Here is a 24,299-nt window from a genome sequence, read left to right as displayed (position 1 = left end):
ACCACCACGGGCACGATCGGCAACGAGGCGCTGGCCGGCCGCTGGCAGGGCGCGCTGATGGACAACTACGGGCTGCCCCGGCTGCCCCTGGTGCGCGGCGAGGGCGCGAGGTTCTGGGACGCCGAGGGCAAGGTCTACCGGGACTTCCTCGGCGGCATCGCGGTCAACTCGCTGGGCACCGGGCACCCGGCGGTGGTCGAGGCGGTGACCCGGCAGATCGGCACCCTGGGCCATGTCTCCAACCTCTTCATCGCCGAGCCGCCGGTCGCGCTGGCCGAGCGGCTGCTCCAGCTGTTCGGGCGGCCGGGCCGGGTCTTCTTCAGCAATTCCGGCGCCGAGGCCAACGAGGCCGCCTTCAAGATCGGCCGCCTCACCGGGCGTACCCGGATGGTCGCGACCGAAGGAGCCTTCCACGGCCGGACGATGGGCTCGCTCGCGCTGACCGGCCAGCCGAAGAAGAAGGAGGCCTTCGCCCCGCTGCCCGGCGAGGTCGTCCATGTGCCGTTCGGCGACGAGGCGGCGCTGCGGGCGGCCGTGGACACCGACACCGCGCTGGTGATCATCGAGCCGATCCAGGGCGAGAACGGGGTGGTCGTGCCGCCGGCCGGCTATCTGCGGGCGGCACGGGAGATCACCGCCGCGACCGGCACCCTGCTGGTGCTCGACGAGGTGCAGACCGGCGTCGGCAGGACGGGGCACTGGTTCGAGTGCCTGGCCCAGGGCGTCGAGCCCGATGTCGTGACGCTGGCCAAGGGCCTGGGCGGCGGGCTGCCGATCGGCGCCACCGTGGCCTTCGGGGCGGCGGCCGAGCTGTTCACCCCGGGCGCGCACGGCACGACCTTCGGCGGCAACCCGGTCTCCTGTGCCGCCGCGCTCGCCGTCCTCGAAACCATCGCGGCGGACGGGCTGCTCGACCACGTCAAGCGGCAGGGCGAGAAGCTGCGGAACGGAATCGAGGCCCTGCGGCACCCGCTGGTCGATCATGTGCGCGGTACGGGCCTGCTGATCGGTATCGTGCTCACCGAGCCGCTGGCCGCACCGATCCAGCAGGCGGCTCAGGACGCCGGACTCCTGGTGAACGCCGCCGTGCCCGACACGGTACGGCTCGCGCCGCCGCTGGTCGTCGGCGACGACGACACGGACGAGTTCCTCCGGGTGCTGCCCGGCGTCCTGGACCAGGTGTGGCAGGCGAACCAGTAGAACCGGGCAGCCCGGGGCACCGCCGGAGTCCGGGGGACAGACGGAGAATGACGCGACGATGAGCGAGGCGCAGCAGCAGGGCGGCGGCCAGGCCGTACCGCAGACCCGTACGGCCAGGCACCGCAGGATCGTGGACATCCTCGGCCGGCAGCCGGTGCGGTCCCAGAGCCAGCTGGCCAAGCTGCTCGCCGACGACGGGCTGAGCGTCACCCAGGCGACGCTCAGCCGCGACCTGGACGAACTGGGCGCGGTCAAGATCCGCACCAACGACGGCGAGCTGATCTACGCCGTTCCCTCCGAGGGCGGTTTCCGCACCCCGCAGGCGCCGCTGGGCGAATCCGTCAAGGAGGAGCGGATGCGGCGGCTGGCCGCCGAGCTGCTGATCTCCGCCGAGGCCTCGGCCAATCTGGTGGTGGTCCGCACCCCGCCGGGCGCCGCGCAGTTCCTCGCGTCGGCCATCGACACGGCGGAGGTCCACGACATTCTCGGTACGATCGCGGGAGACGACACCGTCGTGCTGATCAGCCGGGACCCCGCCGGCGGTCAGAAGCTCGCCGATCACCTGCTGCGCCTCGCCCAGGGCGAGGTCTAGCCACCGACCCTCCCGCACTCCACTCATTCGGCCGCAGGAACACGCTGACCTGTGGTTTTGACGAACCATACGGTGGAGTGCATACTTATACCAGTCAGCGTATGCACCGTAAGGAGAGACCCGTGACCGAGCGCGTCGTACTCGCCTATTCAGGCGGCCTTGACACCTCCGTCGCCATCGGCTGGATCGCCGAGGAGACCGGCGCCGAGGTCATCGCCGTGGCCGTGGACGTCGGCCAGGGCGGCGAGGACCTGGACGTCATCCGCAAGCGCGCCATCGCGTGCGGCGCGGTCGAGGCCGAGGTCGCGGACGCCAAGGACGAGTTCGCCGAGGAATACTGCCTGCCGGCGATCCGGTCCAACGCGCTCTACATGGACCGCTACCCGCTGGTCTCCGCACTGTCCCGCCCCGCCATCGTCAAGCACCTGGTGGCCGCCGCCCGCAAGCACGGCGCCGACACCGTCGCCCACGGCTGCACCGGCAAGGGCAACGACCAGGTCCGCTTCGAGGCCGGCATCTCCTCGCTGGCCCCCGAGCTGCGCTGCATCGCGCCGGTCCGCGACTACGCGATGACCCGGGACAAGGCCATCGCCTTCTGCGAGGCCAACAACCTGCCGATCGCCACCACCAAGAAGTCGCCGTACTCGATCGACCAGAACGTCTTCGGGCGGGCCGTCGAGACCGGCTTCCTGGAGGACATCTGGAACGCGCCGATCGAGGACGTCTACGAGTACACCCGGAACCCGGCGGAGCCGCGGGAGGCCGACGAGGTCGTCATCAGCTTCCTCAAGGGTGTCCCGGTCGCCATCGACGGCAGGGACGTCAGCGTCCTGGAGGCGATCCAGCAGCTCAACGTGCGGGCCGGCGCCCAGGGCATCGGCCGGATCGACATGGTCGAGGACCGGCTGGTCGGCATCAAGTCCCGGGAGATCTACGAGGCCCCCGGCGCCATCGCGCTGATCACCGCCCACCAGGAGCTGGAGAACGTCACCGTCGAGCGGGAGCTCGCCCGCTACAAGCGGCAGGTCGAGCAGCGCTGGGGCGAGCTGGTCTACGACGGCCTGTGGTTCTCGCCGCTCAAGCGGGCGCTCGACGGCTTCATCACCGAGGCCAACGAGCACGTCACCGGCGACGTCCGGATGGTCCTGCACGGCGGCCGGGCCGTCGTCAACGGCCGGCGGTCGGGCGAGTCGCTGTACGACTTCAACCTCGCCACCTACGACACCGGCGACACCTTCGACCAGTCGCTGTCCAAGGGCTTCATCGAGATCTTCGGCATGTCCAGCAAGATCGCCGCGAAGCGGGACCTGGCCCAGTGACCGAGGAAGCACAGGGCGCCAAGCTCTGGGGCGGGCGGTTCGCCGACGGACCGTCCGCCGCCCTGGAGAAGCTGTCCGCCTCCGTCCACTTCGACTTCCGGCTCGCGCCCTACGACATCGCCGGGTCCCGCGCCCACGCCCGGGTCCTCTACCGGGCCGAGCTGCTGACCGCCGACGAGCTGGACCGGATGATCGCCGGGCTCGACACGCTCGAAGCCGATGTGGCCGCCGGTGATTTCACCGGCACCGTCGCCGACGAGGACGTGCACACCGCGCTGGAACGCGGCCTGGTCGAACGCCTCGGCGCCGACCTCGGCGGCAAGCTGCGGGCCGGCCGGTCGCGCAACGACCAGATCGCCACCCTCTTCCGGATGTACCTGCGCGACCACGCCAGGACCATCGGCGGCCTGATCGCGGACCTCCAAGGCGCGCTGGTCGGCCTCGCCGAGGCGCATCCGGACGCCGCGATGCCGGGCCGCACCCACCTCCAGCACGCCCAGCCGGTGCTGTTCGCGCACCACATGCTGGCGCACGTCCAGTCGCTGTCCCGGGACGCGGAGCGGCTGCACCAGTGGGACGAGCGCACCGCCGTGTCGCCGTACGGTTCCGGCGCGCTCGCCGGGTCCTCGCTCGGCCTCGACCCCGAGGCCGTCGCCCGTGACCTGGGCTTCGAGCACGGGAGCGTCGGCAATTCCATCGACGGCACCGCCTCGCGCGACTTCGTGGCCGAGTTCGCCTTCATCACCGCGATGATCGGCGTCAACCTGTCGCGGATCGCCGAGGAGGTGATCATCTGGAACACCAAGGAATTCTCCTTCGTGACCCTGCACGACGCCTTCTCCACCGGCTCCTCGATCATGCCGCAGAAGAAGAACCCGGACATCGCCGAGCTGGCCCGCGGCAAGTCCGGACGGCTGATCGGCAACCTCACCGGGCTGCTGGCCACCCTCAAGGCGCTGCCGCTGGCGTACAACCGGGACCTCCAGGAGGACAAGGAGCCGGTCTTCGACTCCTGCGACCAGCTGGAGGTGCTGCTCCCGGCGTTCACCGGGATGATGGCCACCCTGACGGTGCACACCGAGCGGATGGCGGAGCTGGCCCCGGCCGGCTTCTCGCTGGCCACCGACATCGCCGAGTGGCTGGTCAGGCAGGGCGTCCCCTTCCGGGTCGCGCACGAGGTCGCGGGGGAGTGCGTCAAGGCCTGCGAGGCCGAGGGCATCGAGCTGCACCAGCTGACCGACGAGCAGTTCGCCAAGATCTCCGCGCATCTGACGCCCGAGGTCCGCGGGGTACTCAATGTGCCGGGCTCGCTGGCCTCCCGCAGCGGGCGCGGCGGTACGGCGCCGAGCGCGGTCGCCCTCCAGCTCGCCGAGGTCAAGGCGGACCTGGACGTCCAGTACGCCTGGGCGCGGGCCGAGCAGTAGCCACGCGGGAGCCGCCGGGACCCGGTCCGGGGGGGGGGGGGGGGGGGGGGGGGGGGGGGGGGGGGGGGGGGGGGGGGGGGGCGCCCCCCCCCCCCCCCCCCCCCCCCCCCCCCCCCCCCCCCCCCCCCCCCCCCCCGCCGGTCAGGCGGCCTTCGCCTTGGTCGCGTAGATGTCCACGTACTCCTGGCCGCCGAGCCGCATGACCTCGCTCATCACCTCGTCGGTGACGGCCCGCAGGACGTAGCGGTCGCGGTCCATGCCGTCGTAGCGCGCGAAGTCCAGCGGGCGGCCGAAGCGGATGGTGACCGGGGCGATCCGCAGCATGCCGGAGCCGCCGGGCTGCACCTTGTCGGTGCCGATCATCGCGAACGGCAGCACCGGGGCGCCGGTCATCAGGGCCAGCCGGGCGACACCGGTACGGCCGCGGTAGAGGCGGCCGTCGGGGGAGCGGGTCCCCTCGGGGTAGATGCCGAAGATCCGGCCCTCCTCCAGCACCCGGCGGCCGGTCATCAGCGCCGCCACCCCGCCGCGCCCGCCGTCCCGGTCCACCGGGATCATGCCGCAGGTGGTGAAGAACCACGCCATCAACCGGCCCTTGAAGCCCTTGCCGGTGACGTACGAGTCCTTGCCGATGAAGTAGACCTGCCGCTTCACCACCAGGGACAGGAACAGCGAGTCGACGAAGGTGACGTGGTTGCCCGCCACGATCACCGGCCCGTCGCCGGGGATGTTCGCGAGGCCCTCGACCCGGGGGCGGTAAAGGACCCGCATCAGCAGTCCGAGAATCGCCTTGAGCACGCTGCGGGACAACGCATTCCTCCGGTTCACGCGATGGGGCGGCCGGACCCACCGGCCCGTACGTACACGAGGACGATACTTCCGCCAGGGGCACCCCCGCACGTCGGGTTCACGGAGACGGCACGCAGCGTTGACGCGTGTTACGGATGTGTTCCGGCCGGCGTCGGGCGTACGCAAGCTCCGCGGGGCACGATGCGCCCATGACGGATGACCAGCACAAGACCGGCCCCGGCAGGCGCACCCTGCTGTCCGCGGCAGCGCTCGGAGCGGGCGGCGCGGTGATCGCCGCAGCCGGCCCGGCCGGGGCGCAGTCCCCGGGCGGCGGCGCGGGCAGGGGGCACGGCGGTGCCCCCGAGCTGCCGGTGCCGACCATCGTCGGCCACCGCGGCAGCGCCGGCTACCGCCCGGAACACACCTTCGGATCGTACGAGTACGCGCTCGCCATCGGCGCGGACGTCGTCGAGCAGGACGTCGTCCCCACCAGGGACGGGCACCTGGTGTGCCGCCACGAACCCGAGATCGGCGGCACCACCGACGTCGCGGACCACCCCGAGTTCGCGAGCCGCAGGACCACCAAGACGATCGACGGCACCGCCACCACGGGCTGGTTCACCGAGGACTTCACCCTCGCGGAGCTCAAGCGGCTGCGCGCCGTCGAACGGCTGCCCGGCGTCCGGCCGCACAACGCGATCTACAACGGCCGCTGGGACATCCCCACCTTCGCCGAGGTGCTCACCTGGGCCGACAAGGAGGGCCGCAAGCGCGGCAAGCCGGTCTGGCTGCACACCGAGACCAAGCACCCCACCTACTTCCGCGGCATCGGCCTGCCCCTGGAGGAGCGGCTGATCGCGCTGCTCAAGCCGTACGGCAGGCACCGCGCCGACGCCCCGCAGTTCCTCCAGTCCTTCGAAGCGCAGAGCCTGCGGCGGCTCGGCGCCCTCGGCGGGCGCGCGGCCAAGATCTTCCTGCTCAACGGCCTGACCTCGCAGCCCTGGGACTTCGTCGCGGCCGGCGACAAGCGGACCGTCGCCGACCTGGTCACCCCGGCGGGCCTGCGCTGGATCGCCGGCTTCGCGCAGGGCATCGGCCCGACCACCGACGTGATCATCCCGCGCGACGCCTCGGGCAAGCTCCTCAAGCCCACCGCCGTGGTCAGCGACGCGCACAAGGCGGGCCTGGTCCTGCACCCCTTCACCGCGCGCAACGAGAACCAGTTCCTGCCCGCCGACTTCCAGGTCGGCACCGACCCGAACGCCTACGGCGACCCGCTGGCCGCGTTCAGGACCTGGTTCGCCACCGGCATCGACGGCCTGTTCACGGACAACGCCGACACCGCGGTGCTGGCCCGCGAGGACCACTGGGCCTCGTCGTGAACCGCGCGGAGCCCTGCACTCCATGAGGTGAACACGGCCGCGCCGGGCCCCCGCCCGGCGCGGCCGGTACGTACCGACCGCTATGCACGAGCCCATGGACACCGCCGCGCCGCCGCCCGCGACCACCGCCCCCGCCCTGCCCGGCCTCCTGCCGGCCGGCCACGCCCGGCTGCTGGCCGCCGAGGCCGCCGCCTTCGCGCTGCCCGGGACCGGCATCGAGGCCGCCGACCTCGAACAGGCCGTCTGGCTGCGGCTGCTCGAACTCGGCGGGCCGCCACCGGAATTCGCCGACTGGACGCGCGCGGCGGTCCGCGCCGAAGCGCTCGGCCCCGACGTGCGGCGGCGCTGCGAGCGGCCGTACGCCGACCAGGACGCCGGACCGCCGCCCCGCGCACCGCACCGGGCGGGCGGCGCCGTCGAGGACCAGGTGATCGACGCCGACACGCTGCGCTCGGTCAGGGCCGCGGTCCGCACGCTGCCGGGACGCTGCCCGCAGCTGGTGCGGGCGCTGATGGCCGATTCCGACCCCACCTACTCGCAGATCGCACAGGAGTTGGGAATCTCACAGGGCAGTGTGGGGCCGCTGCGCTCCCGGTGCCTCGGGTGTCTGCGATCCATCCTGAATTCGAGGGTTGGATCCCCGGTGGGGCGGGGTAATGCACGGTAAACAGTCAGCGGCAGTGGGCACCTTTGGCACGCCGGGACGGTACTGGAACGGGCGGCGTTCAGGCGCTTCCCATCGGGATCTTTGTGCGATCATCGGCGCCAACGGGGGCGGCGCACATCCGCACCGACCCCGGCCAGGCACACGTCCCGGGCGCACACCTCACCCTCAAACTGCCCGGACGGATTCGAAGGGGAGGCCTGCGCGCATGGGCATGAGCGTGACCATCTCTACGGCGGAGTCGAGCGACGCCGAGAAGATCCTGAAACTCCAATACCTCTGCTACCAGAGCGAAGCCGAGCTGTACGGCGACTACAGCATCGAACCGCTGACCCAGACCCTGGACCACCTGCGCGCCGAACTGTCCGAGGGCTGCGTGCTGGTGGCACGCCTCGGCGAAGAGGTCGTCGGTTCGGTACGCGGTGTCGTCGACGACGACGGCACCGCCAGGATCGGCAAACTCATCGTGCATCCGCGCCTGCAGCGGCACGGCCTCGGCGGGCGGCTGCTCAGCGCCGTCGAGGACCGGCTCGCGGCCGAGGCGGAGGCCAAGCGGTACCGGCTGTTCACCGGCCACCGCAGCGAGGTCAACCTGCGGATGTACCGCAAGCTCGGCTACGAGCAGGTCGGCGTCGCCAAGCCGGTCAGCCGCAGGCTGAGCCTGGTCACCATGGAGAAGCCGGCGGACACCGTCGGCCTCGCCGCCACCGCCTGACCGTCACGGCCGGGGCGCGGCACCCTCCGCGGTGCCGGGCTCCGGCCGTCCGGCCCTGCGCAGCCACAGCAGGCCCATGACCGGGAGCACCAGCGGCAGGAAGACGTAGCCGACGCCGAAGTCCGACCAGACCGTCGCGTCGGGGAAGGCCGAGGAGTCCGCCACGGTCAGGATGCCGACCGCGATCACCCCGAGCAGCTCGGCCGAGCAGGACACCAGCGCGATCCTGCGGGCCTGGTCGCCGCCCCGCCACAGGGCGACGGTGATCACCGCGTAGACGACGCCGGCCGCCAGCGACAGCACGTACGCCAGGGGCGCGTCGCTGAACTTGGTGCTGATCTGCACGATCGAGCGGGACAGCGCCGCCACCGTGAAGACGCCGTAGAACCACAGCAGCAGCCGGCCGGGACCCTGGCCGAGCCGCTTGCCGCCGGGCGCGGGCGGTCCTGCCTGCGCGCCCGGTACCGCCGATCGGGCGGGCGCCGGCGGTACCGCCGGTGTCTGCTGCTGCGCCATTGTCCCGGCCTCCGTGTCGTCCGCGGTGCTGTCCTCAGCCATGTCCGGCTCCCCAGATGTCGTGCAGCCGCAGTTCGAGCACGGCCAGGATCACGCCGCCGGCCGCGACGATCGCCGAGCCCCAGCGGCTGCGCTCGGCCAGCGACATGAAGGCCGCCGCCGGAATGGTGCAGGCCGCGCCGATCAGATAGCCGACGAAGACCGCCACCCCCTGCTCGGGCCGGTCGCCGTGCCCGAGCCGTACCAGCGCCACCACCAGCTGCACCAGCGCGGCGAGCGTCACCACCGCCATGCCGATGAAGTGCCAGTCGTTGGTCGGCTCGTCACGATACGCGGCGAAGCCGCACCACACCGCGAGCAGCAGTGCCGTGACCGTGACCGTGAGGGTGACCGCGTCGAGCATGCGTCGACTTTATTACGGCCGCGTCCCCCGCCGGTCTCCCACCCCCGTCCCCCAGGGGGCGCCCGCGATCCCGCTGCCCGCTTGTGCCGGCGCCATGTCCGTGCTGTGTCCTGATAATGAACGAGTCGACCGGATTTCGGCGCCGTCCGGGATGTCTGGTTGACTGGACGCATGACCACGACGAACCTCCGCAGCCGCGTGACCGGGGCGACCACGCACGGTGTCCGTCGTGCGTGTCGAATGTGCGCCTGACCTGAGGCCCGCCGACCAGCTCTTCCCGGTCGGCGGACAGTCCTCGGGCCCCGACCGCACGGTCGTCGACCTCACCTTCCGCGGTGACAGCGCGAACCGGCCGGTGATCTCCCAACTGGCCCGCACCTGCAACGTGGACGTGTCCATCCTGGGCGCCGCCGTGCAGACCTGCGACGGCCGGCAGATCGGCCGGATGCGGATCGAACTGCCCGGCTGCTTCGAGGACAACGTCGTGCCGATCGGCTTCCTGCGCGAACAGGCAATCCAGGTCGATACCGCCGATACGGCCGCGGACGTACAGCCGCGTCCCGCGCCCTCGTCCGCCTGACCCCCACCCGGCCGTGGCGCCCGGTCGCGCACCGGCTCGGGCGCCTCAGCCGCGCCGCACCCAGTAGACGTCCGTGGTGTACGGCATCTCGATCGCCCCGCTGACCCGGGTCGCGTCGTGCGCGCCGAGCACCGCCTCGACCTCCGCGCGCACCCGCGCCTGCGCGTCCGCGTCCAGCACCGCGATATGGCTGGACGACACCATCCGCTCCACCACGGCGGCCACCGTCGTCGTGTACGGGTTCGGCCAGTGCCGCTCCGAGACCTCGCCCCAGCCCGCGGCCCGCGCCTCGAACGCCTTGCGCCAGCCGCCGCCGGGGCCCGCGTCGCCCAGCGCCGACGTCAGCGGCGGACTGGGCAGATCGCGCGGCGCCAGCCGGAAGTAGATGTCCTGGAAGTCCCGCACCCACGGCACCGACGTGTCGTAGGTGTTCCACACCAGCGCCAGCGCGCCGCCCGGCCGCAGCAGCCGCTCCACCTCTGCCAGCGCCGCCCGCTCGTCGAACCAGTGCCAGGACTGCGCCGCCACCACCGCGTCCGCGCACCCGTCGGGCAGCCCCGTCGCCTCCGCCGTGCCCGCGGTCACCGCCACCCCTGGCAGCAGCTCCGCCAGTGTCTCGCGCATCTCCCTGACCGGCTCCACCGCGAGCACCTCGGCGCCGGTCAGCGCCAGCAGCCGGGTGAACTTGCCGGTCCCCGCGCCGAGATCGACCACGGTGCGGCCGGCCTCCAGCGGCAAGGCGTCGGCGAGCGCGGCGAGCGCGGCGAGCGGATAGGAGGGCCGGGAGCGCTCATAGACCCCCGCGGCCCGCTGATAACCGACTCCTGCTGCGTGGTGCACCGTCACGCGGGCTGACGGTAGCAGGATCGGATGGCGTGCACGGATACCCGGCCTGACCGGCATCCGCCCTACTCTGGAAGGGCGTTCGCCCCTCCGCCCGCCGCCGGCCCCTCGTGGCGACCCTGCCCGGCGGATGCCGCGCGCGATGCTGCATGCTGTGCAATCCACCCATGCCCTGGTTACGGAGCAGTGAATGACCTCCACCTTTCCGGACATCTCACTCAGTACGGAGCGGCTGGTGCTGCGCCCGTACGACGAGGCCGACATCCCCGAACTCGTGGAGATGATGAACGACGACCTGGTGACCGCATGGACCGGCGCACCGCGGCCGTACACCGAGCAGGCGGCCCGCGAGTTCATCACCGCCACGGCTCCCGCGGACCGGGCCGCGGGCCGCGGACTGGTGCTCGCCGTCACCGAATTCCTCACCCAGCGGCTGGTCGGCACCGTTCATCTGCAGCGCACCGACTGGCGGATCCACGGCACCGAGGTCCGCTACCTGACCGCGTCATGGGCCCGCGGCGAGGGATACGCCAGCGAGTCGGTGCTCGCCGTCGTGCGCTGGCTGTTCGGCACCCAGGGCTTCGAGCGGGTGGAACTGCGCACCGCCGCGGACAACACCGCCGCGCAGCAGGTGGCGCAGAAGATCGGCTGCATCAGTGAGGGCGTGCTGCGCAACGCGGGCATCATCCGCAGCCGGCCCGAGGACGAGCCGCACGGCCGCTGGGCCGAGACCCGCGCCGACCTGCTGGTGTGGAGCCTGCTCCCGGAGGACCTGGACGACGCCGACGACCCGGACGACCCGATGGGCCGCACCTCGGCGGGCGACGGCTACGACAACGGCCGCGCCGCCTACCCCGATTACGCCGACTACAGCGCCGCCGCCCAGCGCCGCTGACCCGCGCCCGCCGCCGCGGCGGACCGCGTCCGCACGTACGTACCGGACTCGGCACACCGTCGCACACGCTGCCGGGTTAGGGTTCTCACCCGGGCCATCCCTCCGCCTCGCCGCGAGGGCTCCACCGGGACCCCAGTGACCCACGGCATGGAGGGCAGACGACGATGGCCGACCGGGTCACCGTGATCGGATGGGACGGCTCACCCCCGTCCGACGCCGCCCGTGCCGCGCTGGACGCGGCCACGCTCGTGGCCGGCACCCGCCAGCACCTGGCCCTCCCCTATGTCCCCGCGGACGCCGAGCACATCGTGCTCGGCAGCATCGACATCGCCGCCCGCCGGATCGCGGGACACCGCGGCACCGCGGTCGTGCTCGCCGACGGCGACCCCGGCTTCTTCGGCGTGGTCCGCGCCCTGCGCGACCCCGAACACGGCCTCGAACTCGAAGTCATCCCCGGCGTCTCCGCCGTCGCACGGGCCTTCGCCCGCGCAGGCATGCCCTGGGACGACGCCCGGGTGGTCGTCGCCACGAGCCGCACCCTGCGCCGCGCGGTCAACGTCTGCCGCTCCTACCCCAAGGTCGCGGTGCTCACCGCACCCGGCGCGGGACCCGCGGAAGTCGCGCTGCTGCTCACCGGGGTGCACCGCACCTTCGTCATCTGCGAGGCGCTCGGCACCGACCACGAGCAGATCAGCGTCCTGACCTCGGACAAGGTCGCCGACCACATCTGGCGCGATCCCAACGTCGTCCTCGTCGTCGGCGGCGCCACCTCCGCCCTTCCCGGGATCGCCGGGCTGACCGCCGCTCCGCTGCCGCCGGCCGGCACACCCGCGGCCAAGCCGGGCGCCGGCGGCTGGATCGCCGGCCGCGACCCCGGCTTCCCCGGACCCGTCCGCGGCTGGGCGCTGCCCGCCGCCGACTACGGCGGCCACGTCCCGGCGCACGTCCGCGCCGTCCAACTCGCCAGGCTCGGCCCGCGGACCGGCGACCTCGTGTGGGACATCGGTGCCGCCGACGGCGCCGTCGCGGTGGAGGCCGCCCGCTTCGGCGCGGCCGTGATCGCCGTCGACCGGGACGCCGACGCCTGCGACTGGATAACCGCCACCGCCCGCCGTACCGGCGTCCAGATCCAGGTCGTGCACGGCACCGCGCCCCAGGCGCTCGAAGACCTGCCGGAGCCGGACGTGGTCAGGATCGGCTGCGCCGACCCGGACGTCGTCGCCGCCTGCGCCGCCCGCCGCCCTGAGCGGATCGTCGCCACCGCGGCCACCCGGGACACGGCGGAAGCGGTCGACAGGGCGCTCACCGAAGGCGGTTACGCGGTCGAACGCATGTTGCTCCAGTCCGTCGCGCTGGACGCCGGATGGGACGAGCGGGACCGCTCGGTGGACTTCGTGCTGTGCGCCAGCCGTCAGTGACCTGTTCATGATCAAAGAGGCCTCCACGGGCGGCGTTTGCGCCGGTCGGAGCGCTGTCGCGAGGGGCCGTGTGAGATACGTCCCGAGGTGCGGACTTCGGCATGGCCTGCGGTGTCCCGGGGGGTAGGCTGACGGATCGTTGTGCCGTCGTCGTGCGTTGACGGGACGTCGAAACTTCCGGCGTTCCGGCGGCGACGTTGCCGCATCCCATGCGGACTCGTTGAAGTCCGCGGGGGTTGGGATGCGCGCGGTGCAGCGGCTGGAAGGAGCGAAACCGATGGGCGAGGGGCACGCATGACGGACACCGGTCAGATCCCCGGCGAGGGGCTGCCGGAGAACGCGGTCGGCGACGCGGCTCACCAGCCGCACACCGACGCACTCGGCGCACCGCTGGCGACCGCCCCCGGCTGGGGCACGGAGCCGCCCGCCGAGCACGGCGCTCCCGGTTACGCCTACCTCGACCAGCCCGCCGCCCCCGGCGCCGGGCTCGACGAGGACGACGACGTCCTGCTCATGCCCGGCCCGCAGGGCACCTGGAGCGACCCGCAGCCGGTGCCGCCGCAGCCCGCCCCCGTGCACGACACGGCAGCGCCCGGTTTCGGCACTCCGCAGGGAACTGACGCACCGTCGCTCGCCACCCCCGCCCCGCGCCGCCCGCTGCACATGGGGCCGCCGATCCACGACACCCCCAGCGGCGGCGTCTCCGTACGCTCCCTCGCCGACCGCGGCCCGGCGCAGGGCGGCCCCGTCCCGCCGCCGGTACGGCCCCAGGGCGCCGGCTCCGAACACCTCGACGCGGCGCAGGACGAGATCCACGGCATCCCCGCCCAGCAGACCGGCGAACCGACCGACCCGGCCGCCCCCGCCCCGGGCAGCGCCTGGCCCGCCGCGCAGAGCGCGTCCCAGCAGTCGCTGATCCCGCACGCCGACAGCGTGATCCCGTCCCAGCAGGCACCCGGGCCGATCCTCGCCTTTCCCCCGGCCGAGGCGGCGCCCCCGGCCCCAGAGGCGCCGGTGCCGGTGCTTCCTGTGGCGGAAGCGGCTGTCCCCGTCGAACAGCCGGTGTACGCGGCCGAGCCGGTGGCTGTGGTTGAGCCTGACGTGGAGCCGGCGGTCGTTTCCGGCGGCGAGGCGGAGGCGGTCGCGCTTGCGTCCGACCCGGAGCCGGTGGCTGCTTTCATCGGCGAGCCCGGCCCGGAGCACGCCTTCGGCGGTGAGCCGAGTGAGGTGACGGCCGCGCCCGGCGCCGAACCCGTGGAGACGTTCGGCGCCGACGCGGTCGCGGTCGCGCCTGCGCCCGGTGCCGGCGGCGAGGCGGGTGTGCCCGTAGCGGGCGCTGTCGAGCCGGTGGCCGCACCGGTCGCGGTGCCGATGCCCATGCCGATGCCCGTTCCGGCCCCGGTCCAGACGGTCGACGGGGAGCAGGCCGGCCCGGCTTCCGGCGCCGAGCAGGCGGTGTACGCGGGCGAGCCCGGTGCGGATGAGTCCGTGCCCGGCGCCGAGCCGGTCGCACCCGCCGCGGTGGCGGAGGCCGATCCCGCGACGGCCCTGTCCGCTGCCGGCCAGGCCGCCGCCCCGGCGCCGGTCGGCCCCGAGCAGGCCGCCCCGCCGTCCGGGCCTGCCTTCAGCGCCCCGCCCGCGGCGGGTGACGGTGCCTTCGTCCCCGCGACGGGCACGGCCGACCCGGCCTCCGTGGCGGCCGCCGCGGCCGACGGCCCGGCCCAGCACGCCGCTTCCCCGGCTCCCGCGGCGGCGGCTCCCGCGGCTCCTGACGAGGCCGCCGCCGAGCCTGCGGAAGCTGTCGCCGTCACCGAGGCGGCCCCCGAGGCCGTCGCGGCACCCGCCGGACCCGAGGCGGTGCCCGGCGCCGCCGACGCGCCCGCCACCGAGACCGCCCCGGCCGACGCGCCCGCCGGCCTCGCCGTACCGAGCAGCCCCACCGTCACGCGCGCGGGCCGCGCGCACGCGGCGGCGGCACCCCCGCAGGACGAGGACGCCGGCGCGCCCGTACCCGCCGACGGCGGGACCGGGGCGGAGGCCCCGACCGGCCGCAGGGCCGCCCGCCGGGCCGAGGCCAGAGCCGCGGAGGCCGAGGTGTCGGAGCCCGCGGAGGCGTACGAACCCGCCGTACGGGACGCCGTGCACCGCGTCATCCGCGAGCGCCGCGACGTCCGCAACGGCTTCCGCTCCGACCCGATCCCGCACGACGTGCTGCTGCGCGTCCTGGAGGCGGCGCACACCGCGCCCAGTGTCGGGCACTCGCAGCCCTGGGACTTCGTTGTCATCCGCTCCGAGAAGACCCGCGAGAAGATGCACGAGCTGGCGATGACCCAGCGCGAGGCGTACGCGAAGTCGCTGCCGAAGGGCCGCGCGCGGCAGTTCCGCGAGCTCAAGATCGAGGCGATACTCGACACCCCCGTGAACATCGTGGTGACCGCCGACCCGACCCGCGGCGGCCGGCACACCCTCGGCCGCCACACCCAGCCGCAGATGGCGCCGTATTCGGCGGCGCTCGCGGTGGAGAACCTGTGGCTCGCCGCCCGGGCGGAAGGCCTCGGCGTCGGGTGGGTCAGCTTCTTCGACGAGCGCCAGATGGTCGCGGAACTCGGCCTGCCCGAGCACCTGGAGGTCGTCGCCTACCTGTGCGTCGGGTACGTCGACGAATTCCCCGACGAGCCCGAGCTGATGCAGTCCGGCTGGTCGCAGCGCCGCCCGCTGGCCTGGGTGGTCCACGAGGAGGAGTACGGCAACCGCGCGCTGCCAGGCGAGGAGCCGCAGGACCTGCTGGAGGAGACGCTTCGCGGTATCCGCCCGCTGGACGCCAAGGCGCTCGGCGAGGCGTGGGAGCGGCAGAAGCGGATGACCAAGCCGGCCGGGGCGCTGGGCATGCTGGAGATCATCTCCGCGCAGCTCAGCGGGCTGTCCCGGCAGTGCCCGCCGCCCATTCCCGAGCCCGCGGCGGTGGCGATCTTCGCCGGCGACCACGGGGTGCACGCCCAGGGCGTCACCGCGTGGCCGCAGGAGGTCACCGCGCAGATGGTCGCCAACTTCCTCGGCGGCGGCGCGGTCTGCAACGCCTTCGCCAACCAGGTCGGCGCGGAAATCTGCGTGATCGACGTCGGCGTGGCCACCGAACTGCCCAGCACCCCGGGGCTGTTGCCGCGCAAGGTACGGCCCGGCACCGCCGACTTCACCGCGGGTCCCGCGATGGCCAGGGAAGAGGCGCTGCGCGCCGTCGAGGTGGGCATCGAGACCGCCCGCGATCTGGTGGCCGCGGGCAACAGGGCACTGCTCACCGGTGAGATGGGCATCGCCAACACCACGACGTCGGCGGCGCTCATCGCCGTCTACACCGGGCTCGACCCCGCGGAGGTCACCGGGCGCGGCACCGGCATCAACGACGAGATGCACGCGCGCAAGGTGGAGGTCGTGCGGCGCGCGCTCGATCTGCACCGGCCGGACCCCGCCGACCCGATCGCGGTCCTCACCGCGATCGGCGGGCTCGAACACGCCGCGATGGTCGGGCTGCTGCTCGGTGCGGCGGCGCTGCGCACGCCGGTGATCCTCGACGGCGTCAGCGCCGGTGCCGCCGCGCTTGTCGCCCGCGCGATCGCGCCGGAGGTGCTGGCCGCGTGTATCGCCGGGCACCGCAGTGCCGAGCCGGGACATGTCGCGGCCCTCACCACCCTCGGCCTGCGGCCCCTCGTCGACCTCGACCTCCGCCTCGGCGAGGGGACGGGGGCGCTGCTCGCCCTGCCCCTCGTCCAGAGCGCGGCGCGCGTGATGCACGAGGTGGCGACGTTCGACGCGGCGGGTGTGACGGAGAAAGCGTAGCTTTCCTGTCCGGAGGCGTGCCTGGTTGCTGCCCGGCGGGGGCTGGGCGCGCGGTTCCGCCCCCAGAGCTTCGCCCGGGGGTGCCGCCAGCGCCTCTGGGGTGCTTGCCACGTGGGGTGGCGTCCCGCCCCGCCGGCCGGTGGGCAGTTCCCTGCCTCCCCGGGTGACAGCCGCTCGCGGTGGTCCGTCGCCTGCCGCGCCGTCGTGGCTGCGCGCGCAGTTCCCCGCGCCCCTGCCGGGCACCCCCTTCGGCAGGGGGGCACGCCACCAGGGGCGCGGCCAGCCGAGACGCACCGCGAGTGTGAAGGCAGCAGGAAGCGGCACCCCCTCAGGGCTTTCCCGCTGCGCCGCCCTGGCGCCGCGCGGACCGGGCAGGGACATGGCGGAACGTAGGATCGGGTCGGACCAATCGCAAAGCGTGACGTAAGGAGCCGGGCCGGATGGATCGGAAGGACGACGCCCCCGCCTACCCCGTAGGGCTGCGGCTGGCGGGCCGCCGGGTCGTGGTCATCGGCGGCGGCCAGGTCGCCCAGCGCCGGCTCCCCGCGCTCGTCGCGGCCGGAGCGGACATCGTCGTGGTGTCGCCGTCGGCGACCGCCTCGGTCGAGGCGATGGCGGACGCCGGTGAACTGCGCTGGGAGCGCCGGGGCTACCGCCCGGGTGACCTGGCGCAGGCGTGGTACGCCCTGGTCGCGACCACCGACCCGGCCGCGAACGCCTCCGCCTCCGCGGAGGCGGAGGAGCGCCGGGTGTGGTGCGTCCGCAGCGACGACGCCGACGCGGCGACCGCGTGGACGCCGGCCACCGGGCGTACCGAGGGCGTGACCGTGGCCGTACTGACCGGGCGCGACCCGCGCCGCTCGGCCGCGGTGCGGGACGCGGTGATCGAGGGGCTGCGGGACGGCAGCCTGGTGGCGCCGCAGCACCGGGCGCGTACCGCGGGCGTCGCGCTGGTCGGCGGCGGTCCCGGCGACCCGGACCTGATCACCGTACGCGGGCGCCGCCTGCTGGCCGAGGCGGACGTGGTGATCGCCGACCGGCTCGGCCCGCGCGACCTGCTGGGCGAACTCCCGCCGCACGTCGAGGTGATCGACGCGGCGAAGATCCCGTACGGCCGGGCGATGGCCCAGGAGGCCATCAACGCGGCGCTGATCGAGCACGCCAAGGCCGGCAAGTCCGTCGTCCGGCTCAAGGGCGGCGACCCGTACGTCTTCGGCCGCGGCATGGAGGAGGCCGAGGCGCTGGCGGCGGCGGGCATCGAGGTGACCGTCGTGCCCGGTATCTCCAGCTCCATCAGTGTGCCGGGCGCCGCCGGCATCCCGGTCACGCACCGGGGCGTCGCCCATGAGTTCACCGTGGTCAGCGGGCATGTCGCGCCCGACGACCCGCGCTCCCTGGTCGACTGGTCCGCGCTGGCCCGGCTGCGCGGCACCCTCGTGCTGCTGATGGCCGTGGAGCGGATCGGCGCCATCGCGGACGCCCTGCTCACGGGAGGCCGCCCGGCCGACACCCCGGTCGCGGTGGTCCAGGAGGGCACCATGGCCACCCAGCGCCGGGTGGACGCCACCTTGGCGTCGGTGGCGCGTACGGTCGCCGAGGAGGGCGTACGCCCGCCGGCCGTCATCGTCATCGGCGAGGTCGTGGCCGTGGGACGCTCCGGCGCGGCCGGTTCCGGCCGTGGCTGAGCCGGTCGCGGTCGGCGACCCGGAAGACCCGCGGCTGCACGACTACAACGCGCTCACCGACGTGGAGCTGCGCCGCCGCCGCGAACCGGCCGAGGGCCTCTTCATCGCCGAGGGCCAGAAGGTCGTCAGGCGCGCCCTGCGGGCCGGTTACGCGATGCGCTCGATGCTGCTCACCGAGAAGTGGGTGGACGCGCTGCGGGACGTGATCGACGAGGTGCCCGCGCCGGTCTACGTCGTCGGCGACGAGCTGGCCGAGCAGGTCACCGGCTATCACGTCCACCGCGGCGCGCTCGCCGCGATGCAGCGCAAGGCGCTGCCGGACCCGGCCGACGTGCTGGCCGGCGCCCGCCGGGTGGTGATCATGGAGGCGGTCAACGACCACACCAACATCGGCGCGATCTTCCGCAGCGCCGCCGCGCTCGGCATGGACGCGGTCCTGCTGTCGCCGGACTGCGCCGACCCGCTCTACCGCCGCTCGGTGAAGGTCTCGATGGGCGCGGTCTTCTCGGTGCCCTACGCCCGGCTCACCGCCTGGCCGCGCGACCTGTACGGGACGGTGAAAGAGGCGGGCTTCCGGCTGCTGGCGCTCACCCCGGCGGCGGAGGCGACCGCGCTGCCCGACCTCGCGGCGCCCGGGATCCCGCGGCTGGCCGTACTGCTGGGCGCCGAGGGCCCCGGCCTGACGCCCCGGGCGCTCGCCGCCGCCGACACCCTCGTCCGCATTCCGATGTCGCACGACATCGACTCGCTGAACGTGGGCGCGGCGGCGGCGGTCGCCTTCTACGCGGTCGGCGCGGGAAGCGGTCCCGCGGCGCCGTCGGCGTAGGCCGCCAGGCCGGGTCAGGCGGGCGGCAGACCGACGCAGGCGGCCAGGGCGCTCCGGTGGCGGCCGGCGGTGCCGAGCGCGATCCCGTCCGCCTTGGCGCGCTTGAGATACAGGTGTGCGGGGTGCTCCCAGGTCATGCCGATACCGCCGTGCAGCTGCACCGCCTCCTCGGCCGCGCGCACCGCGGCGGGGGAGACGTACGCCTGCGCGACGGCCACCGCCAGCGCCGCCTCCGCGGCCACCGCGGGGTCGGACGACGACGCCTGCGCGGCCAGCGCGCCCGCCGCGTTGCGCGCCGCAGCCCGGGCCGAGACCACGTCGAGCCACAGATCGGCCAGCCGGTGCTTGAGCGCCTGGAAGGAGCCGACGACCCGGCCGAACTGGCGCCGCTGGCCGAGGTAGCGGACCGTCTCGTCCAGGCACCACTGGGCCAGGCCGAGCTGTTCGGAGGCCAGCAGCCCGGCGCCGGTCAGCAGCGCCCGCCCCAGCGCGGCAGCCGCCGCGTCGCCGCCCGCGAGCAGCCGTCCCCGGGCGCCGTCGAGCGCCAGGTCGGCGAGCGGCCGGGTCAGGTCGAACGACACGGGCCGCTCCACCGCGGCCTCCGCCGCCGCCACCTCGTACAGGCCCGGCCCTTCCGGGCCGACCGCGGGGACGACGAGTACGTCGGCGGTGAGCGCGTCCGCGACGCTGGTGACCGCGCCGGTCAGCCGCCCGCCGGCGTCGGCGCGTACCGCCGCGGGGAAGCCGTCGCCGGGCGCCGCCGACAGCGGCACCGCGAGCGCCGCCACCGCCCCGCCCGCCGCGAGCCGGCCGAGCAGCGCGGCGGTCGCCGGATCCTCGGTGTCGCAGGCCAGCAGCGCGGAGGTGGCCAGCACCGCGCTGCCCAGGAACGGCAGCGGGGCGACCGCGCCGCCCAGTTCCTCCAGTACCACGGCCGCCTCCCGGGCCGAGGCCCCCTGGCCGCCCAGCTTCTCCGGCACCAGCAGCCCGGCCAGGCCGAGGTCGGCGGCCAGCGTGCGCCACAGCGCCGGATCGTACGGCTCGGCGGTCTCGACGCGGCCCAGCACCGCGGCATGGCCGCAGCGGTCGGCGAGCAGCGCGCGGACCGCGGCCCGCAGATCGTCCTCGACATCGGAGTAGAGCAGCTCGGGAATGGCGGGGGAGGGCGGCGGAGTGCTCATCGGGGCAGGTCCTTCCATGCGGCGTCCTTGTCGTTGCGGGGTTCCGCCGGCAGCCCGAGCACCCGCTCGGCCACGATGTTGCGCAGGATCTCGGACGTGCCGCCCTCGATCGAGTTGCCCTTCGCCCGCAGATAGCGGTAGCCCGCGTCGCGCCCGTAGAAGTCCACGCTGCGCGGGCGGACCATCGTCCAGTCGCCGTACCGCAGGCCCTGCTCGCCGAGCATTTCCAGCTCAAGGCCGCTGATCTGCTGGTTGAGCCGGGCCAGCGACAGTTTCAGGCCGGAGCCCTCGGGGCCCGGCGCTCCCGCGGTGAGCTGCTGGCGCACCCGCTCGGCGGTCAACCGGGCCACCTCGGAGTCCACCCACAGCCGCAGCAGCCGGTCGTGCAGCTCGGGAGTGCGCAGCTCGGGCCGCTCCCGCCAGGTCGCGGTCACCGTGCCGATCATGCCGCTCTCGCGGGGGACGGACGCGCCGCCGCCGATCGCGACCCGCTCGTTCATCAGGGTGCTCTGCGCCACCCGCCAGCCGTCGCCGACCGCGCCCAGCCGGTGTGCGTCGGGGATCCTGACGCCGGTCAGGAAGACCTCGTTGAACTCCGCCTCGCCGGTGATCTGCCGCAGCGGCCTGACCTCCACACCGGGGTCGGTCATGTCGCAGACGAAGTAGGTGATGCCGCGGTGCTTGGGCACGTCCGGGTCGGTGCGGGCGATCAGGATCGCCCAGCGCGCGGTGTGGGCGCTCGACGTCCACACCTTCTGGCCGTCCACGACCCAGTCGTCGCCGTCGCGCACCGCCCGGGTGCGCAGCCCGGCCAGGTCCGAGCCGGCCCCCGGCTCGCTGAACAGCTGGCACCAGACCTCCTCGCCGGTCCACAGCGGCCGCAGGAAGCGGGCCTTCTGCTCGGCGGTGCCGTGGCCGAGGATGGTGGGCGCGGCCATTCCGAGGCCGATGCCGATGCGGCGCGGGTCGTTGTCCGGCGCCCCGGCCGCGTCAAGTTCGGCGTTCACCACCGCCTGGAGCGCGCGGGGCGCGCCGAGTCCGCCGAGTCCTTCGGGGAAGTGCACCCAGGCCAGGCCCGCGTCGAAGCGGGCCCGCAGGAATTCCAGCGGTTCCACGGCCGCCGGATCCCGTGCCGCGAGCAGCTCCCGTACCCGTTCGCGCACATCCGCCGCGCTCACGCTTCCCATACCGGCACCCTCTCCGTCGCACACCCCTAAGCAAGCGCTTGGTAACTTACCGACCCGCTCTGCGTTCCGCCAGGCCCCCCTCCGGTCCGGAGAGCCGCCGTGGACGTACGGCCGGCCGCCCGCGACGACGGGCCGGCAGCCGTGGTCCGTGCTCGGCGGCCGGCCGAGGAGGTGGGGGCGGCGCCGCCAGGCGCGGGAGCGCAGGTCAGGGCGCTGCCGGCGGCGGCCGGTCCGCGGCGGCTGCGCGAAGGCGGCGCAAGGCGGAGGAGAAGAGGCCGCCGCCGGGCGGCGGCCGAAAGTGCCGGTGGCCACCGTGATGCTGCGCCCGGGTGACCGGCCGGTCGTTCGGCTGACCGCTCAGCGCCGGCCGCGCGCTCAGGGGCCGGGGGTCAGAGGAGCCACGGGAGGCGCGACGGGGGAGTCCGCGCCCCGGGAGAAGCGGTGGCAGCCCTGCACCGCCGCGATACAGACGGCCGCGAGCAAGGTGACGATCACGAAGACCACCAGCCGCTGCCGCAGCAGCCGCCGCCCCGGCGCGGGGGAGGAGGGCCGCCGCCCGCCGCCGGTGCGGACCGGGGTACGCGCGGCCGGTACGGCGGGGGTACGCCCGGTGGTCCGGCCGCCGCGCGTGTTCCCGCCGTCCAGGCGCGGCGGGGTCCTGCGCTGCGTGCGCTGCTGCGCGTACTCCTCGGCCCGCCGCCCCACAGGGCGCTCGGGCCGCGGGCCGGCCGCCTTCGGCAGCGCCTCGCGCCGCGGCATCCCGATGCCGCGGGCCTCGCGGGTCGCGATCTCCGAGAGCCGCTCGGACAGCTGCACCGTGCTGGGCCGCTCCTCGGGGTCCTTGGCCAGGCACGCGTGGACCAGCGGCGCCAGCGCGTCCGGGACCCCGGCGAGATCGGGCTCCTCGTGCACCACCCGGTAGAGCATGACCTCGGAACTGCCCTGCCCGAAGGGCGAGTCCGCGGTCGCCGCGTACGCCAGCGTCGCGCCGAAGGCGAAGACGTCCGTGGCCGGGGTGACGGCCGCGCCCCGTACCTGCTCGGGTGCCAGGAAGCCGGGCGAGCCGACCGCCGTCCCCACATGGGTCAGCGTGCTCGCGCCGGTGGCCCAGGCGATGCCGAAGTCGATGATCCGCGGGCCCTTGGGCGACAGCAGGATGTTCGACGGCTTGAGGTCGCGGTGGACGACCCCGGCCTCGTGCACCGCGACCAGGCCTTCGGCGAGCGCCGCCCCGATCGAGGCGACCTCGGCGGCCGACAGGACACCGTGCTCGGCGACCTTGTCGTGCAGCGAGGGACCGGGCACGTACTGGGTGGCGAACCAGGGGCGCTCGGCCTCCAGGTCGGCCGCGACCAGCCGTGCGGTGCAGCCGCTGCGGATCCGGCGGGCCGCGGAGACCTCGCGGGCGAACCGCGACCTGAACTCCTGGTCCTCGGCCAGCTCGGGCCTGATCACCTTGAGCGCCACCCGCTGGCCGCGCTTGTCCGCGCCCAGGTAGACCACACCCATGCCGCCGGCGCCCAGCCGGCGGTGCAGCCGGAACGCGCCGACGACCCGCGGATCCTCGCGCCGGAGCCGCATCATCGCCATGTCCGTTCCCCTGCCTCCGGTGGGCGAAAACCCCACTGCTGTTGCTGTCCGGTGCCTGCGCCGACAGCCGGGTCGGCCGCCCACAGCTTACGGACTCAAGTCCCGCGGCGCGGTGAAGGCCCGCAGGCGACGGGCCGTGAATTGTCAGTGCCCGGTGGGATCCTGGAGGTGTGGCGAGGAGGTCCGTCCCACGGGCCGTCACCACCGCGCCCCGATCCGCCAACGGTCCGTCTGCCAAAGGGGAATGACGCCGTGAAAGGTGATCGAGTGGAAATAGTCGTCGACGCGGGGGACACCACCCGCACCTATGAAGTGATCGCCACCCGGGCCGGCCGCCGGGTCGAGACCGCCGTCCGGCGCGGGGTGGTGGAAGTGAGTGAAGTCACCCGCAGCGGCACCGTCGTGCGCACCGCCCGCTTCATGGCCACCCGGGTCCTCGCCCTGGTCGAACAGCCCGTCCCGCGGGACGACGACCAGGCCGGGCGGATCCCGGCGTCTCAGGGATGACCCTGGGGCCACGGGCGGCGGCGTCCACCCAGGGGAGTATCCGGGACCGCCCCCGTCATCCTCCGGGAGGCCTGCAAAGGGGTACCAGGGCCTGACGCCCGGGGGCGGCGGCGCTCCTAATGTTGAGGTCAAGCGGCGGGCGGCGCACTCGTCCCCCGAGGTCAAACGCCCGCCGCTCCCACAACCGCACCTCACGACCGACCACCAGGCAGACCTCCGGGAGAGGCATATGGCGAGCACGGCGAACACGGTGAGCCGCACCGCACGAGCCATGCGCGGCGGACGGCGGACCGGCACCCGGCATCCGCTGGTGGCGGCGGCCATGGTGCTGCCGCTGGCCGCACTGCTCGCCTACGCCTTCGGAGGAGTGGATGCGGTGGTCGTACAAGCGTCGTCCGTGGCCGGCCTGATGGGGCGCTGAGAGGCGTTCCAGGCCTGGAAGAGCGGTCCGGGCCAGGGACTCACCGGTAGAACCCCGTGGGGACGGGGGTACGACGGACGACTGCGCTTGCCCGGGTATCACTCGATGCCCGGGCATTGCGCTGTCCGGACCTCGTCCGGCCGCCCGGAGGGCCGCACGGCCGCCGGGATGCTTGACTGGCCCGATGACGACCACGGGGGAGCAGTCCGGCACTCAGCGGAGCGGCACGGTCCGCATCGACGCGCAGACCGCACGCCGTACCGCCCGGCCACCGGCCGACGACGCCCTGGTCACGGCGCTGGCCGCCGCCGCGGCCGCGGCGGCGGCC

General features: G+C 74.2%; 21 protein-coding genes and 1 pseudogene. 15 read left to right on the top strand and 7 right to left on the bottom strand.

The genetic code is table 11. The features are described from left to right. Positions 1-15 precede the first annotated feature (15 nt). From V7E46_RS12990 to argH, 4 genes are all read left to right on the top strand, one after another. A complete protein-coding gene (locus V7E46_RS12990; RefSeq protein ID WP_333768556.1) occupies positions 16-1,200 on the top strand; it encodes an acetylornithine transaminase in 1,185 nt (394 codons plus the stop codon). Between the two features lie 58 nt (positions 1,201-1,258). Beyond that, a complete protein-coding gene (locus V7E46_RS12985) occupies positions 1,259-1,792 on the top strand; it encodes an arginine repressor (protein WP_329180613.1) in 534 nt (177 codons plus the stop codon). Between the two features lie 122 nt (positions 1,793-1,914). After that, positions 1,915-3,111, top strand: a complete 1,197-nt coding sequence (locus tag V7E46_RS12980) for an argininosuccinate synthase (protein ID WP_333768549.1) — start codon at positions 1,915-1,917, stop codon at positions 3,109-3,111. Continuing rightward, positions 3,108-4,535, top strand: coding sequence for an argininosuccinate lyase (gene argH / locus V7E46_RS12975; protein WP_333768548.1), 1,428 nt, complete (start codon positions 3,108-3,110; stop codon positions 4,533-4,535). Before V7E46_RS12980 ends, argH begins: the two co-directional genes overlap by 4 nt. A 141-nt stretch (positions 4,536-4,676) precedes the next feature. Here argH and V7E46_RS12970 read toward each other — a convergent pair whose 3' ends face one another. Continuing rightward, entirely contained in the window at positions 4,677-5,345 is a 669-nt protein-coding gene (locus tag V7E46_RS12970; protein ID WP_329180618.1) for a lysophospholipid acyltransferase family protein, read from the bottom strand. A gap of 188 nt (positions 5,346-5,533) precedes the next feature. Between V7E46_RS12970 and V7E46_RS12965 the strand changes: the two genes are divergently transcribed. From V7E46_RS12965 to V7E46_RS12955, 3 genes are all read left to right on the top strand, one after another. Further along, positions 5,534-6,706 carry a glycerophosphodiester phosphodiesterase gene (locus V7E46_RS12965; protein ID WP_333768547.1) on the top strand — a complete coding sequence of 391 codons (1,173 nt, stop codon included), beginning with the start codon at positions 5,534-5,536 and terminating at the stop codon, positions 6,704-6,706. A gap of 94 nt (positions 6,707-6,800) precedes the next feature. After that, a complete protein-coding gene (locus tag V7E46_RS12960; RefSeq protein ID WP_333768546.1) occupies positions 6,801-7,373 on the top strand; it encodes a sigma-70 family RNA polymerase sigma factor in 573 nt (190 codons plus the stop codon). A gap of 205 nt (positions 7,374-7,578) precedes the next feature. After that, positions 7,579-8,085: a GNAT family N-acetyltransferase gene (locus tag V7E46_RS12955; RefSeq protein WP_329180624.1), complete on the top strand. Its 507-nt coding sequence runs from the start codon at positions 7,579-7,581 to the stop codon at positions 8,083-8,085. A 3-nt stretch (positions 8,086-8,088) separates the two neighbouring features. On the opposite strand, the gene V7E46_RS12950 is transcribed toward V7E46_RS12955, so the two are convergent. Together V7E46_RS12950 and V7E46_RS12945 are read right to left on the bottom strand one after the other, a co-directional pair. Further along, positions 8,089-8,643: a hypothetical protein gene (locus V7E46_RS12950; RefSeq protein WP_333768545.1), complete on the bottom strand. Its 555-nt coding sequence runs from the start codon at positions 8,641-8,643 to the stop codon at positions 8,089-8,091. Next, positions 8,636-9,004: a hypothetical protein gene (locus tag V7E46_RS12945; RefSeq protein ID WP_329180629.1), complete on the bottom strand. Its 369-nt coding sequence runs from the start codon at positions 9,002-9,004 to the stop codon at positions 8,636-8,638. Before V7E46_RS12945 ends, V7E46_RS12950 begins: the two co-directional genes overlap by 8 nt. Before the next feature lie 262 nt (positions 9,005-9,266). Here V7E46_RS12945 and V7E46_RS12940 point away from each other — a divergent pair. Then, a pseudogene (locus tag V7E46_RS12940) lies at positions 9,267-9,584 on the top strand (NIL domain-containing protein); the annotation flags it as partial. Between the two features lie 45 nt (positions 9,585-9,629). Here the strand turns inward: V7E46_RS12940 and V7E46_RS12935 are convergent. Next, on the bottom strand, positions 9,630-10,430 hold the full coding sequence (locus tag V7E46_RS12935) for a class I SAM-dependent methyltransferase (RefSeq protein ID WP_333768544.1): 801 nt from the start codon (positions 10,428-10,430) through the stop codon (positions 9,630-9,632). 187 nt (positions 10,431-10,617) lie between these two features. On the opposite strand from V7E46_RS12935, the gene V7E46_RS12930 reads away from it, so the two are divergent. The 5 genes from V7E46_RS12930 to V7E46_RS12910 all read left to right on the top strand — a co-directional run bounded on the left by V7E46_RS12930 (position 10,618) and on the right by V7E46_RS12910 (position 19,085). Further along, positions 10,618-11,322, top strand: coding sequence for a GNAT family N-acetyltransferase (locus V7E46_RS12930; RefSeq protein ID WP_333768543.1), 705 nt, complete (start codon positions 10,618-10,620; stop codon positions 11,320-11,322). A gap of 164 nt (positions 11,323-11,486) precedes the next feature. Further along, positions 11,487-12,740 carry a precorrin-6y C5,15-methyltransferase (decarboxylating) subunit CbiE gene (cbiE, locus tag V7E46_RS12925; protein WP_333768542.1) on the top strand — a complete coding sequence of 418 codons (1,254 nt, stop codon included), beginning with the start codon at positions 11,487-11,489 and terminating at the stop codon, positions 12,738-12,740. A 294-nt stretch (positions 12,741-13,034) separates the two neighbouring features. Then, on the top strand, positions 13,035-16,574 hold the full coding sequence (gene cobT / locus V7E46_RS12920) for a nicotinate-nucleotide--dimethylbenzimidazole phosphoribosyltransferase (protein WP_333768541.1): 3,540 nt from the start codon (positions 13,035-13,037) through the stop codon (positions 16,572-16,574). Between the two features lie 440 nt (positions 16,575-17,014). Then, a complete protein-coding gene (gene cobA, locus V7E46_RS12915; RefSeq protein WP_333768540.1) occupies positions 17,015-18,259 on the top strand; it encodes a uroporphyrinogen-III C-methyltransferase in 1,245 nt (414 codons plus the stop codon). Then, positions 18,252-19,085 carry a TrmH family RNA methyltransferase gene (locus V7E46_RS12910; RefSeq protein ID WP_333768539.1) on the top strand — a complete coding sequence of 278 codons (834 nt, stop codon included), beginning with the start codon at positions 18,252-18,254 and terminating at the stop codon, positions 19,083-19,085. Before cobA ends, V7E46_RS12910 begins: the two co-directional genes overlap by 8 nt. A gap of 14 nt (positions 19,086-19,099) precedes the next feature. On the opposite strand, the gene V7E46_RS12905 is transcribed toward V7E46_RS12910, so the two are convergent. From V7E46_RS12905 to V7E46_RS12895, 3 genes are all read right to left on the bottom strand, one after another. After that, the gene (locus V7E46_RS12905; protein WP_333768538.1) at positions 19,100-20,266 is read right to left on the bottom strand and encodes an acyl-CoA dehydrogenase family protein; all 1,167 of its coding nucleotides are present in this window, start codon (positions 20,264-20,266) and stop codon (positions 19,100-19,102) included. Next, a complete protein-coding gene (locus V7E46_RS12900) occupies positions 20,263-21,453 on the bottom strand; it encodes an acyl-CoA dehydrogenase family protein (RefSeq protein WP_333768537.1) in 1,191 nt (396 codons plus the stop codon). Before V7E46_RS12900 ends, V7E46_RS12905 begins: the two co-directional genes overlap by 4 nt. A gap of 375 nt (positions 21,454-21,828) precedes the next feature. Further along, positions 21,829-23,043, bottom strand: coding sequence for a serine/threonine-protein kinase (locus V7E46_RS12895; protein WP_333768536.1), 1,215 nt, complete (start codon positions 23,041-23,043; stop codon positions 21,829-21,831). A 252-nt stretch (positions 23,044-23,295) separates the two neighbouring features. Here V7E46_RS12895 and V7E46_RS12890 point away from each other — a divergent pair, with 252 nt between their 5' ends. Beyond that, a complete protein-coding gene (locus V7E46_RS12890) occupies positions 23,296-23,550 on the top strand; it encodes a hypothetical protein (protein ID WP_329180649.1) in 255 nt (84 codons plus the stop codon). A 229-nt stretch (positions 23,551-23,779) separates the two neighbouring features. Further along, positions 23,780-23,971 (top strand): hypothetical protein, encoded by a 192-nt coding sequence (locus V7E46_RS12885; protein ID WP_333768558.1) that lies wholly within the window; start codon positions 23,780-23,782, stop codon positions 23,969-23,971. Positions 23,972-24,299 lie beyond the last annotated feature (328 nt).

It is taken from the genome of Streptomyces sp. IBSBF 2435 (genome assembly GCF_036815005.1).
Taxonomy (GTDB): Bacteria; Actinomycetota; Actinomycetes; order Streptomycetales; family Streptomycetaceae; genus Actinacidiphila.
The sequence above is the reverse complement of the archived record's forward strand: the minus strand, read 5'-3'. Positions and strand labels throughout refer to the sequence as shown.